The organism is Streptomyces amritsarensis (assembly GCF_001953875.1).
In the GTDB taxonomy this organism is placed as follows: Bacteria; Actinomycetota; Actinomycetes; order Streptomycetales; family Streptomycetaceae; genus Streptomyces; species Streptomyces amritsarensis.
The window spans coordinates 43,897-56,495 of record NZ_MQUR01000046.1 but is presented as its reverse complement, the minus strand read 5'-3'; the positions used below and the strand labels follow the sequence as shown (position 1 = coordinate 56,495).

At 71.7% G+C, this 12,599-nt stretch carries 9 protein-coding genes; 3 read left to right on the top strand and 6 right to left on the bottom strand.

Annotated elements, in window-relative coordinates; translation table 11 throughout:
- Window positions 1–204 precede the first annotated feature (204 nt).
- The 5 genes from AVW11_RS19945 to AVW11_RS19925 form a co-directional block, all read right to left on the bottom strand.
- Window positions 205–1,086 (bottom strand): AraC family transcriptional regulator, encoded by an 882-nt coding sequence (locus AVW11_RS19945; RefSeq protein WP_076045055.1) that lies wholly within the window; start codon window positions 1,084–1,086, stop codon window positions 205–207.
- 93 nt (window positions 1,087–1,179) lie between these two features.
- Entirely contained in the window at window positions 1,180–2,394 is a 1,215-nt protein-coding gene (locus AVW11_RS36665) for a competence protein CoiA family protein (RefSeq protein ID WP_240528217.1), read from the bottom strand.
- Window positions 2,395–2,671: 277 nt separating this feature from the next.
- The gene (locus AVW11_RS19935; protein WP_240528216.1) at window positions 2,672–3,796 is read right to left on the bottom strand and encodes an SMI1/KNR4 family protein; all 1,125 of its coding nucleotides are present in this window, start codon (window positions 3,794–3,796) and stop codon (window positions 2,672–2,674) included.
- Window positions 3,797–4,209: 413 nt separating this feature from the next.
- The gene (locus tag AVW11_RS19930) at window positions 4,210–5,307 is read right to left on the bottom strand and encodes a GNAT family N-acetyltransferase (protein WP_076045053.1); all 1,098 of its coding nucleotides are present in this window, start codon (window positions 5,305–5,307) and stop codon (window positions 4,210–4,212) included.
- A 492-nt stretch (window positions 5,308–5,799) separates the two neighbouring features.
- Window positions 5,800–6,849: a M4 family metallopeptidase gene (locus tag AVW11_RS19925; protein WP_030855681.1), complete on the bottom strand. Its 1,050-nt coding sequence runs from the start codon at window positions 6,847–6,849 to the stop codon at window positions 5,800–5,802.
- Window positions 6,850–7,124: 275 nt separating this feature from the next.
- Here AVW11_RS19925 and AVW11_RS19920 point away from each other — a divergent pair, with 275 nt between their 5' ends.
- Entirely contained in the window at window positions 7,125–8,702 is a 1,578-nt protein-coding gene (locus AVW11_RS19920) for an APC family permease (RefSeq protein WP_076045052.1), read from the top strand.
- A 110-nt stretch (window positions 8,703–8,812) separates the two neighbouring features.
- Window positions 8,813–10,450 carry a flavin monoamine oxidase family protein gene (locus AVW11_RS19915; protein ID WP_060180651.1) on the top strand — a complete coding sequence of 546 codons (1,638 nt, stop codon included), beginning with the start codon at window positions 8,813–8,815 and terminating at the stop codon, window positions 10,448–10,450.
- Window positions 10,451–10,656: 206 nt separating this feature from the next.
- Here AVW11_RS19915 and AVW11_RS19910 read toward each other — a convergent pair whose 3' ends face one another.
- The gene (locus AVW11_RS19910) at window positions 10,657–11,313 is read right to left on the bottom strand and encodes a hypothetical protein (protein WP_076045050.1); all 657 of its coding nucleotides are present in this window, start codon (window positions 11,311–11,313) and stop codon (window positions 10,657–10,659) included.
- Between the two features lie 170 nt (window positions 11,314–11,483).
- Between AVW11_RS19910 and AVW11_RS19905 the strand changes: the two genes are divergently transcribed.
- Window positions 11,484–12,599 carry an AI-2E family transporter gene (locus AVW11_RS19905; RefSeq protein ID WP_076045048.1) on the top strand — a complete coding sequence of 372 codons (1,116 nt, stop codon included), beginning with the start codon at window positions 11,484–11,486 and terminating at the stop codon, window positions 12,597–12,599.

Genomic DNA, 12,599 nt, shown 5'->3' with positions numbered 1-12,599 from the left:
ACGGTGTCGATGGTGGTGTTGAGGGCCCAGACGATGGGTGTGGTCGGCGTGGGCGGGGGTCCGGGGGCGGGCGGGCTGGCGCCGAGTTGGTTGATGTGCTCGATCACGCGTTTGAGGGTAATGGAGTCGGTCGGGGCGTCCGCCGTGGCGGCCTGATGTGCGGGGCGGGGCCGGGGGCGCCCGCGGGGGAGTGCGTACCGGCCCTTATCTTCTGCCGGGGCGGTGGCCGCGTTCTACGGGGATCCACAGCTGGGAGTCGGTCGTCATACCGGTCTCCACGGGCCGGGTGCGCAGGAGTTCCGGGCCGGGCCGGCTGGTGTAGGGGTTCGAGGGGAACCACTGCGTGAACACGTCGCGCCACAGCTGTTGGAGGGCGCGCGGGTAGGGGCCGTGGTCGTCGAACACGGCCCAGGTGCCGGCCGGGACGTCGAGGGTGTCCAGTCCGCCGGCGTTCGTCTCGGGGCGGGTCGCGACGCCCACCCAGTAGTCCACCTCGGCGCCTTCCTCGCGGCTGTCGGTGAGGTGCACCGAGGCGGAGAGGATCCCCTCCGGTTCCAGGCCGGCCAGCAACTTCATCCGTGCGACGGTCTGCTCGTCGAGGCTTTCGACGTGCGCGGTCGCGGCTGTGTTGATCCCGTCGTGCACGAGCGGGACGGTGGCCTTCCTGCCGACGATCCGGAAGGGCCCCTTCTCCACGATCCGGTAGCGCATGCCCGTGCTGCCTTCGACGATGACGCGGAAGGACATGCGCGGCTGCGCGGTCAGTACGGCACCCGTGCGGCGGGCCTCGCCGGGACCGATGCCGTGTACGGAACGGAAGGCTCGGGCGAACGCCTCGCCCGAGCCGTAGCCGTAGCGGACCGCGATGTCGAGGAGCGTCCGGTCCCCGGCCAGTACCTCGGCGCCGGCGAGTGTCATGCGCCGGCGCCGGACGTAGAGCGGGAGCGGCATTCCGGCGAGGGCGGAGAACAGCCTCCGGAAGTGGTATTCGGACACGGCGGCGATCCGGGCCACCTCGGCCATGTCGATGTCCTGATCGAGGCGTGTTTCCAGGTGCTCGAGCGCCTGATTGAGCCGTTCCAGCACGCTTGTGCCTCCTTGTCCTTTATCTGCACCGCGGGATCGCCCGGCCTGCCATCGGCCACCCGGCGGCGATCCGGCCTGGTGTGCGGGGCCGGCCTACCGGGAGTCGGGGAGTTCCAGATCCCGGATCCTCCACGGGGGTATCCCGCTGCTGGTCAGTTCGTGGGCCTCACCGGCGTTGCGGACGAAGATCCGTTGGAAGGCGAGCTGCGGCGAGAGGACCGCGAGGGCGGGGCACGGCCGAACGACGCCGTAGAGCCCGCCGCCGTGAACGGGCACACCGTACGCGAAGGCCGGTACACCCTCACGGGCACCGGGATCGCTGAGCACCACGCCGTCCTCCTCGGCCTCCTCGAAGACGGCGGCGAACATCTCTTCGACCTGCGCCGGCGAGAGGCGCCCCCACCACGCGGCCGCGATCCTGGTCGCGTCCCGCTCCAACGCCGCCCGTCGGGCCCGTTCCAGCTCCTCGCGGGCGAGCCGCCGCTCTTCCTCGGCCTGACGCCGTTGCGCCGCTTCCCGCCGCGCCGCCCTACCACGCTCCTTCTCCGCTGCGCGGGCCTTCCGTCCTCGCTCGGCAGCCGCCGCCCGGCGGCGCTGGTACTCAGCCGCTCGCTCACTGCGCCTCCGGGCGGCTGCCGCCGCCCGCTCCTGCCGCTCCGCCTCGCGGGCCCGTGCCGCTGCCTCCCGCCGGGGCCGCAACCGCTCGTACTCCACCTGTGCGTCCGCCGACTTCCGGGAGGTCCACCACAGGTCGCGGACGTGGATCTCGTACACGTCCTCGACGGTTCGTGACACCTGGCGGTAGTCGGGCAGGGCGCGGCGGGTGATGAGGGAGCCCCGCAGGACCCAGTCCACGAAGCGGGGGAGCGGCTCGACTCGGAACTCCCAGCGGCCGCCGACCGGATCGAAGCCGGCGAGCCCGTCGTCCACCATCCACGGGCCGGGGTCGTCGTCGAGCGGCGGGCGGACCCGTATGGACGGGACCTCCCCCATCCACAGCGGCGCGCGAGCGTGTGGCGACACCCAGCAGACGCCGATGCCGTGCGCGCGGTAGCGGGCCGTCCGCGCCCGGATGTCGTCCACGGTGATCGGGGAGAGCTGGGCCTCCCACGCCATGCGGCGTTCACCGTCCGGGGAAGTGGCCATCACATCGGCGCGCCACGTCCCGTCGTGGGCCGCGACCTCCATGTCGGCGTGCCATCCCGCGGCTCTGATCGCTCCGGCCATCTCCAGCTTGAGCAGGTGGTGTTCCCATGACTCCTCGGCCAGCGTGCATTGCGGGGGCCGGCCCGCGTCGTGCGCGAACATGCGCACCCGGCGCGGCCGCGGTGTGTGTTTGGCGTGAACACCCCACCCGCATTCGGGGCAGGTCAAACCGGGTCGGGGACGGGCGCGGTAGATGTCGGACCAGGCCAGCCCGCCGCCGAGGTCGGGCTGTGAGACGTCGAGCCGGCCGGCCTCGGGATGTAAGGCCGTCAAAGCCATGCAAAACTCCAAGAGTTCGGGCACGCACGCGGTGGCCGCGGCTGGTTCCGGCCGTGGGCGTGGTGAGGTCGGACCGAGGGGTGGCGGCATCCTCGCCTTTTCAGTCCAGCGGTGGCCAGGGACCGGTGAGCAGCCGTTCGGCCTCGGTGACGATCGCTTGCTCCCGTGTTCCGAGCGGGCTCGCCTCCCCTCCGTTGTAGGCATCGACCCTGTCGACGAACGGCCGAAGCGAGCGGGGCCGGTCCAACGCGCCCCAGCCCTCGTACGTGATCACGTCACCGCCGGCTCCCGGGGCCATGCTCCCCCGCACGATCAGGCGGAGCCACCAGCGCACGAGCTCCCAACGTGCCGCCTCCCAGGGGATACCGGTGTCGTCGCCGGGAAGGCCCCCGGGCAGACGGAGTTCTGCAAGGACCTGGTCGAAGAGCGCACCCGCGCTCTCGTGCTCGGTGCGTGACAGGCCGGCGAGCAGCGGAAGCGACTGCGTCTCGACACCGAGAACCAATGCCGTGAGCCCTGCTTCGATCAATTGGTGCGGGTGGTGTGGCCGGCCGATCAGACGCTCCAGGGCCAGCATCCTCAGGTACTCGATCGACTCGGGCGCGCTGACGGCGTACGGGGTGTGCGGCGTGGGCGCGGTGACGTCGATGCCGGGACCGCCGTTTACGAAGTACGACCAGAAGTCGACCGTCGCACGGGCCGTGAGATGGCTCGCCCGGCCGGCGAACTCGCGCCGTACGTAGTCACCGAGGTCGTTCCCGTAGATGATGACGTCGCTCTGGTGGACGGACAGCACGGGGTGCCCGCATGCGCCCGCTGTGCCGGGCAGGTAGCGATGGCTGTAGACCGGGACCAACTGCGGTACGGTCGCCAACTCCGACCGTGCGACCTGCAGCGCGTTGGACGTCCCCGCCGGCCTCGGGGGCCAGGCGGGGTGCCAGAACCCGTTGTGCTCGACGTCGAAGAGCACGCCCTCGACCGGGCCGGAGAGCCTCCCGGCCAGGTCCACGGGGTCGCCGTTGCGCCAGTCCGGCCAGCTGCGTGACCCGTGGGGGAGCCCCGCGGCGAGGAAGACCCTGTGGTCCGCCGAGAAGGTGAAGCCGAACCGTGCCTCGACCGCGTCGAGTTCCCGCTCGCTGAGGCCCGGCTGGATCTCGGCTCCGAGCGTGCGCTGGAGGTCCCTGGCGGTCTCCAGGGTCAGCGCAGGGGGTGAGTACGTGGTCATCCCGGCAGGATAGTGACCGGTGCCAGCTCTGCCCGAGACAGGGAGGCGGAGTGCGACCGGTATGCCGGGCCCCGCGGAGGGCCGGAGCCGTAGCCGCAAGTGCCGCCAAGCAGCCGCACGAGGAAGGAACTCTGCGCGGGGCGGTCACCTGATGGCGCCGGACGGCAGGTGCACTGCGGCCCCGGCTTCGGCCCCGGCCCCGGCCTCGGTCCCGGCCCCGGCCTCGTGCCTCGGCGGAGGCCGCAGTGCTGCGCGGGGGCGCATGCGCGGGCCGACGGGCCTGCGGCCTCCCGCGTTTGCGCACGCCGTCGGACTCCGGCCGGTGCCCTGGCGTAGGCCGGGGCGGCCGGAATCCGCGCCCGCCGCGGCGCGGGCGGCCGCCCGTCACCTGCCGCCTGACACCGGTCTGGCCGTCACGGGCCGGACGTCCGGTCACGCATCCTGCCGACGGTCGCCAGGGTGCGCAGTGCTGCCGCTTTGAGCTGCGGCCGCTCGCGCACGAACCCCCGGACGGCGCGCGGCGGCTCATGGCTGAGCCAGTGCAGGGCCGCCCCCGTCCCGGCCCGGAGCACGGCGCCCTCGTGCACGATCAACTCCCGTGTCTTGAGGGAGTCCTTGTAGGCGGCGTCACCCCTGCCGAGATCGAGCATGTCGATGCCGGCGGCGGCGGCCGCCTCGATCATGCGGAGGTAGAGGACGCGTCCAGGGCTGAACGTGGCGAAGTCCCGGTCGTAGGCGGGAAACCAGCACGACAGCACGCTGCGCGAGCGCAGGCCGAAGTGCGCGGCGACGGGCCGCCCACCCGCGTAGAGGACCGACAGCAGGCCCGAGCAGGACGGTGCCCGCGTGGCGGCGAGCATCGTCACCAGGTTGTTGATCCAGCTCTGGGCGAACCGGTCGCGCCGACCGGTTCGGCGGTACTGTGCGGACTTCCACGCCATCAGCGTCCGCAGAACCGCCGGACTGCGCTCGTCGAACACGAACCGCAGCGGCCCGGCCTGCCGGGCCAAGCGGCGTTCCTGCGCCCGGGTCGTCTTCAGGAAGGTGCGGGAACCGGCCCGGAGCCGGATCTCGTAGCCGGCGTATCCGCCGGTGAGGTCGATGACAGGCGAGGCGAACCGCCCCGTGGCGAACGGCAGGAACAGGTCCTGGCCGCTTTCGAGGTGGTTGAACTCCCAGACGGACAGGGAGCTGGCACGCAGCAGCTCATGCGGGTCCACGACCGCACCGGGCCGCAGCACGGCGCCCTGGCAGTCGGACACACCCAGGCCGATGGCCCGGCCGCGGCCCCACCGGCCGCGCTCGAAGGGAAAGAAGCCGGCCGGCTCACCGTCCTGGCGCACCACCGCGACCCGGGCACCCGGCCGGACACGGCCGACCGCCCGGCAGAACTCCGGGCTCATGAAGGGGTTGGCCTCCGGCGCCGTACTGGCCCGCAGTTCGCCCCACAGCTCCAGGTCGTCCGGGGTCAGCTCGGCAGGGCGAATCACATCGATGCGTCGAACGGTCACTACGGCTCCTGATACGTCGGAAAACTCACCGGGCCCTGACCGGCTGCCAGCACACCAGGGGTGCGCTGCGGCCCGAGCCGGGGCGCACCCCCCGGCCCTGTTGCCAGCGGCCGGGGACGGTATGCGGGGCGCCCCACGGTGTTAAACGACTGTCGGAGTATCAGGCACCTACGGTACGGACCCCCGTGTGCCGGACGGCCTTCGCGCAGGCCTTGCACAACGAGCTGAAGGACAGCCCGCTCATCGTCACCTCCCTCATGCCCGGCCCGACGGAAGCCGACTTCTTCCGGCGTGCCGACACGGAGGACACCGCAGTCGGCGCCGCAAGCAAGAACCATCCCGCCTCGTCGCCGAGCAGGGCTCGATACTCCGGTGTGCCGGCAAGGAAAAGGCCGTCGCCGGATCCCCGAAAACCCGTGCCGCGAAGTCTCCTCACCGGGATCGCGCAGCGGGTCCGGCGCCGTCGAGGCGACGACACCGGACCGAGCCGGGTCAGATGCCGGGGATCTCGCGGGCCGCGAAGGCCGCGCGGACCTGCTGCGCGGCCGCGGCGCCGTACATCCGCTCGGCGGTCGCGACCGTTGTCCGGGCCGCGTCCGCGAAGCCGGTGCCGGGGGCGAAGCCGAACTGCGCGTTCACGATGATCCGGTCCGCGGTACGGGCCCCGAGCGCGCCACGGATGTCGAACAGCGCCCGCGACCAGATCTCGCCGTCCGCGTGGACCCCGCCGACGCGGTCCGCGTAGACCTTGGTGCCGTCGATCCGGCGCAGGCAGTGCGGGGGGCTGCTGTAGCCCGTCGAGTCCCAGTCGGCGACGCATGCCAGGTCGGCCCGGCGGGTCCATCCGTACCGGGCGCTCGCGTGCTCGCCGACGGCGACGGCCAGGTAGTCGCCGAACGCCTCGCCGATCGCGCCGGCCTCGGGCGAGGTACCGAACCCGGGCACCTGGGCCTCGTGCACCGCGTGGCCGTACTCGTGGACGATCACCTCGGCGTCCTCGGCGTCGTCGACCCCGCCCTTGCCGAAGCGGATCTCGTCCTTCTTGTCGGTGAAGAAGGAGTTGTCCGCGCCCCACTGGTTGATGCGTATGGGCTGCACCCGGTCGTTGACGCCCGGCAGTTCCGTGCCGAAGCCCAAGGACTGGAGGTACTCCTGCGCCTCGTTGACCCAGAAGTAGGCCATCACCTGCTCGAACCGGTCGTCGTGCCGGGTGTAGCCGGCGGCGTCGCCGGTCTTGGCCGAGGGGCCGGTGTCCGAGCGCACGGAGGCCCAGCGGCCGTGGAGCCCGCCGCCGGCGTCCAGGTTGCGCAGCGCGGCCAGGGCGTACGCGGTGACGGGGACGGCGGAATCGGCGTCCTTGCCGTCGGTCAGTGTCTGGTCGCCCGTGGCCTGGACGGGGTTGACCATGAAGATCCGGCCCTGCGGGGCGGTGGAGCCGGCCGTAGGGGCCGAGGACTGTGCGGTGGCCGGGCCGGCGAGCGAGAAGAGCGCCACGGTGGCGGTGGCCGCGGCGAGCATGCCGCGGGGTGTGCGGCGGGTCATGGGCGTCTCCGGGGGTGGGAAGGCGTGGTGGAGAAGGGGAGTGAGTGGTGCGGGCGTGATCCTCACCCACCGGCCCCCGGCTTGAACAGACCCTGACAAGGTCGAGAACGGCTCCTGATCCGTCCCGGACCCCTCCTGATGCCTCTTGATGCCCCGACAACTCGTCGGCTCCACAGGGCGATTACCGGACCGCATGCCGATTGTGGGTTGCGTCACGTACCGCCAGAGTGGCCCGCCTCACGTCGGGACACACAGCACGAGCGGAAGAGGACGACATGTCCAACGGTTCCACCGGCACCCCCAGATCCACCCGGGCGGCCCGCCCCACGGGCGAGGTCCAGCGTCTCAAGGCCAACTCCGTCGGCCTGGTCGGCGTCGTCTTCATGGCCGTCGCCACCGCCGCCCCCATCACCGCCATGACCGGCAACCTCCCCATCGCGGTCGGCTTCGGCAACGGAACCGGCGCCCCTGCCGGGTACCTCTTCGCCACCGTCGTCCTGACCGTCTTCGCGGTCGGCTACGTGGCCATGGCCAAGCGCATCACCGCCGCGGGCGCCTTCTACGGATACATCTCCCACGGACTCGGCCGGATCGCCGGCATGGCCTCCGGCATGCTCGCCGTCCTCGCGTACGTCGTCTTCGAGGCCTCCATCGTCGGCGTCTTCTCCTACTTCGCGCAGACCACGGTCGAGGACCAGCTCGGGATCGACCTCCCCTGGGTGCTGTACGCGGCCGGGATGCTCGCCGTCACCGCCGGGCTCGCCCACTTCGACATCAACCTGACCGCCAAGGCCCTCGGCGTGATGCTGGTCGCCGAGATCGCGGTCCTGTTCGCCGTCGCCACCGCCGTACTGGTCGCCGGCGGCGGCCCCGACGGGATCCCCGTCGAGCCGGTCGACCCCCGCAACGCCTTCACCGGTGCCTCCGCCGGCCTCGGCCTCTTCTTCGCCTTCTGGTCCTGGGTCGGCTTCGAGTCCACCGCCATGTACGGCGAGGAGTCCCGCGACCCCAAGCGGGTCATCCCCAAGGCCACGCTCATCTCCGTCGTCGGTGTCGGCCTCTTCTACATCTACGTCTCCTGGATGACCATCGCCGGCAACGGCCTGACCGGGTCCGTGGAACTGTCCTCCTCCACCAACCCCCTCGACCTCTTCTTCGCCCCCACCCGGCACTTCATCGGCCCGTGGGCCGTGGACGCCTTCCAGTGGCTGCTGCTCACCGGCTCGTTCGCCTGCGGGATGGCCTTCCACCAGTGCGCCGCCCGCTACCTGTACGCCATCGGCCGGGAGGGCTTCCTGCACCCGGCGCTCGGCCGCACCCACGCGCGGTACGGCTCCCCGCACGTCGCCTCCGTCGTCCAGACCGCCATCGCGGTGGCCCTGGTCGCGGGATTCTGGCTCAACGGCCAGGACCCGTACCTGCACCTGTACACGCTGCTGGCGATCCTGGGCACCATGGCGATCCTGATCGTCCAGACCCTGTGCTCCTTCGCCGTCATCGGCTACTTCCGCCGCAACCACCCCGAGGACCGGCACTGGTTCAGGACCTTCACCGCGCCCCTGCTCGGCGGGATCGGCATGACCGCCGTCGTGGTCCTGCTCGTCGTCAACATGGAGACCGCGGCCGGAGCCGCCGCCGGCTCCGTCTTCTTCAAGCTGATCCCGTGGATCGTCGGCGCCGTCTTCTTCGGCGGACTGGGCCTCGGCCTGTGGCTCAAGGCCAAGGCGCCCGAGCGCTACGAGGTCATCGGCCGCATCGTCCTGGAGGACGCCGCCGAGCGCCGCGCCGACGACGGCACCGGGCCGGGCGCCGACGGCACCACCGGCCTGCCCACCTCTCCCGCGAACGCCTGAACCCCGTCCTACCTGAGTCCCGTACGCGTGATCCGGAGACGTGTGATCCGGATACGCCTGATCCCCGTACGCCCGGCCCGCAGTCGCCGGACCCGCGAAGGAGCCCCGCCATGGCCCGTACGCCCCTCATGCACGCACTCCGCCGGCTCACCGCCGAGCACGCCGCCGCCCACCGTCTGCGCCTGCCCGTCGCCGACGTGCGCGGCCTCGACCGCCGCGAGCTGATGCTGCGGGCGGCCGCCCTCGGCCTCGGCACCGCCGTGGCGGGCGTCGCCGCCGCCCCGGCCCGCGCCGCCACCCCGGCACCCGCCCCCGACGGCAAGAGGCCCCGGCAGGCCCGTGTCGCGGTGGTCGGTGCGGGCATCGCCGGCCTCACCGCCGCCCTCACCCTCCAGGACGCGGGCATCCCGTGCACGGTCTACGAGGCCAACCCCGACCGTGTCGGCGGCCGGATGTGGACGCAGCGCGACCACTGGGCGTACGGGCAGTCCTCCGAAATAGGCGGCGAACTCATCGACACCAGCCACAAGAAGATGCTGGAGCTGTGCCGCCGCTTCGGCCTCCGGACCGAGGACTTCCTCGGCGGCGGCCCCAACGGCGCGGAGGAAGTCCTGTGGTTCAACGGCGCGTACTACTCCCGCACCCAGGCCGACGAGGACTTCAAGGCCGTCTACCAGCAGCTGCACCGCGACCTCCAGGAATCCGGCGAGGTCTCCTGGAACTCCACCACCCCCGCCGGCACCGCCCTGGACCGGATGAGCCTCTACGACTGGATCGAGAGCCGGGTACCCGGCGGGCACGGCTCGCCGCTCGGCCGCTTCATCGACGTGGCCTACAACGTCGAATACGGGGCCGACACCACCGAGCAGTCCGCCCTCGCGCTGGTCCTGCTGATGGGCTACCAGCCCAACCCCGGGAACTTCAACGTCTGGGGCCTGTCCAACGAGCGCTACCACATCGTCGGCGGCAACGACCAGCTGCCGAACGCCATCGCCGCGGCCCTGCCCTCCGGTTCGATCGTCATGGGCCGCCGGCTGGTCGCCGTGCGCGCCCACGCCGACGGGACCCAGACCCTCACCTTCGACGACTCCGGCGCCACCCGCACGGCCGTCGCCGACCACACCGTCCTGTGCCTGCCGCTGCCGGTCCTCCAGGCCGTCGACACCTCGGCAGCCGGATTCGACCCCCTCATGAAGAACCTGCTGCGCGATGCCCGGATGGGCGCCTGCACCAAGCTCAACATGCAGTTCACCGGCCGCCCGTGGCGCGGCACCGGCCCCTGGCCCGGAGTGTCGGCGGGCGACTGCTTCACCGACTCCGAGGTCCAGCAGACCTGGGACACCACCAAGCTCCAACCCGGCACCGGCGGCATCCTGCTCCAGTACGGCGGCGGCACCCTGGCGCGCGCCCTGACCCCCGCCACACCGTTCGCCACCGAGTCCGACCCGTACGTGCGGCGGCTCGCCGACCGCATGCTGACCGGGATCGACGCGTTCTTCCCCGGTACCGAGGCCGCATGGACGGGGCGGGCCCAGATCTCCGCCTGGCACCGCAACCCGTACTCACTCGGCGCGTACTCGTACTGGCCGACGGGGTATCTGCACCGGTACGCGAAGTACGAGGGCACCGCGCAGGGCAACGTCCACCTCTCCGGCGAGCACTGCAGCTACGACTTCCAGGGCTTCATGGAGGGCGGGGCCACCGAGGGCGAACGGGCGGCGCGGGAGGTGATCGCCGCCCTCACCTGAGCGGGCGGACCATGGGATTGCCGGGTCATGCCTTCGTCGTGGGCTCGGACCGGCGTTCGCAGGATCGGCGGAGCCCAGGGGCTCCGGGTACGGCTTGTTGCCTGTTTCAGTCGGTACGGCTCAGGCAACTCGGCCGCTCGGAGCCCCGCGACGACTATCCGGCGATGGCACCGGCTCAGCCCGGCGGCGCTGAAACCGATCCGCCCCTATGGCCGCGGTGTGCTGTCCGAGCGCCACGCAGTGAGACGGGGGTGCTCCGTGAGTTCGGCGCGGCCGGTGGCCCACAGCAGAGTGAGCCAGGGATCCGAGCCGCCCGGAGCGTGCGGAAACAAGCGGGCGAGCACCCGCGAGCAGAGAGCGGAGGGCGGGTCCCAGTCAAACCCGAAGCCTGCCGCCAGATCGTGCATGTGCACCAGCATCTCCTGCAACGCCAACGCGGCGAAGCCTTCGGGGTCCGACACCCCGGCGGCGTGGTGGGCGCGGACCTGGGGCGGCGTCGTACGCACCATGGCGACCAACAGCGCGCCGCACGCCTCAAGCACCTGCACCAGGCCGGCCGGACCCGCGTCCCGCTCCGCGTGGACGAAGACCCCGGGTCCGTCCGGCCTCTTCCGGCTCAACGCGAAGGGCACATGGGTGTCCAGCGGCGGGCTCTGCGGCCCCAGTTGCACGGCGTAGTACAACAGGTCGTTGGCCAGATGCTCGACGGTCTCCCAGCAATCCCACTCCAGCGAGCCGGCCCTACCGCCCCACCTCTCCGGGGGTGCGTCCCGAAGGACGCCCGCGGCGAGCCGCACGGTGAACTCGACATCGTCCGCAGTGATGGGAGACAGGGCCGGTCCGGCTTCAACTGATCGAGACATGACAGCACCGTATCGCGGGGGAGAGAGAAGACGGCCCCTCCGCGGCCGCGCTTCCGGCCGCGGCGCAGCCTGTCCCCGAGAACGGCCTCTCGCCCGACGGCCGCGGGCTCGCACGGCCGACCCGCCCGGGGCCCTGCACCGATGCCGACCGGTGTGACTAGGGTGACGTCATGTCTGCGATTCTGAGTTCCACAAAGGCGGCTGCCGCACTGCGCACGTCGGCACGTGTCTCCGCCGAAGTGCTGGTGGTGGCGGTCATGGCGGCGGCGACCCTGTGGGTTCTGAGCCGGATGTGGTCGGTCGTCTGGCCCCTCATAATCGCCCTGTTCCTCACCACCCTGACCTGGCCGCTGGCCGCATTCCTGCATCGCCGGGGCTGGCGGCCCGCGCTGGCCGCCTCCGCGGTGACGGTGCTGTCCCTTTTGGCGGCCGCAGGCATCGTGGCGCTGATCGCCGTGCCCGTGGCCTCCCAGTCCGGCGAACTGGTCAGCGGCGTCACCGAGGGCATCCAACGACTGCGCGAGTGGGCGGCCGGCCCGCCGCTGAACATCGGCGCCGACCAGATCACCGGCGCCACCGACGCCGCGATGGACCGCCTCCAGAACAGCGTCGGCAGCGCGGTCTCGACCGTCGTCACGGGGGTGAGCACCATCTTCAACGGCCTCATCACCGCCGTCCTGGCGCTCTTCCTGATGTTCTTCTTCCTCAAGGACGGCCCCCGCTTCCTGCCTTGGCTCACCCGCCAGCTTCCGGGCCGCCTCGCCACCGACATTCCCGTCGTGGCCGCGCGCAGCTGGGAGACCCTCGGTTCGTTCGTCCGCTCCCAGGCCTTCGTCGGGCTCCTCGACGCCGTGTTCATCGGCCTGGGCCTGTGGATCGTAGGCGTACCCCTGGTGCTGCCGTTGGCCGTCCTGACCTTCGTGTCGGCGTTCGTGCCGATCGTGGGGGCCTTGTTCGCCGGCCTGGTGGCGGTGCTCATCGCGCTGGTGTCGAACGGTCCGACCGACGCGCTGATCGTCCTGGCCATCATCGTCGGGGTGCAGCAGCTCGAAGGAAACGTGTTCCAACCCATGATCCAGAGCCGGAGCCTCGGTCTCCATGCGGCGGTGATCCTGCTCGCGGTCACCCTGGGCGGCAGCCTGGCCGGCGTCGTGGGCAGCCTGCTGGCGGTACCGGTGGCCGCACTCATCGCCGTCGTCTGGAACTACCTGCGCGACCAGCTCAGCGAACCGACACCGGGGCCGGAAACCGGTGAAGGACTGCCCACCGCTCCCGGCACGGCATAG

What these genes read in the sequence shown, in the direction of transcription:
- AVW11_RS36665 (WP_240528217.1), bottom strand. Translation starts at nt 2,394, where the DNA reads ATGTTCGCGCACGACGCGGGCCGGCCCCCGCAATGCACGCTGGCCGAG.
- AVW11_RS19935 (WP_240528216.1), bottom strand. Translation starts at nt 3,796, where the DNA reads ATGACCACGTACTCACCCCCTGCGCTGACCCTGGAGACCGCCAGGGAC.
- AVW11_RS19925 (WP_030855681.1), bottom strand. Translation starts at nt 6,849, where the DNA reads ATGACCCGCCGCACACCCCGCGGCATGCTCGCCGCGGCCACCGCCACC.
- AVW11_RS19920 (WP_076045052.1), top strand. Translation starts at nt 7,125, where the DNA reads ATGTCCAACGGTTCCACCGGCACCCCCAGATCCACCCGGGCGGCCCGC.
- AVW11_RS19915 (WP_060180651.1), top strand. Translation starts at nt 8,813, where the DNA reads ATGGCCCGTACGCCCCTCATGCACGCACTCCGCCGGCTCACCGCCGAG.
- AVW11_RS19910 (WP_076045050.1), bottom strand. Translation starts at nt 11,313, where the DNA reads ATGTCTCGATCAGTTGAAGCCGGACCGGCCCTGTCTCCCATCACTGCG.
- AVW11_RS19905 (WP_076045048.1), top strand. Translation starts at nt 11,484, where the DNA reads ATGTCTGCGATTCTGAGTTCCACAAAGGCGGCTGCCGCACTGCGCACG.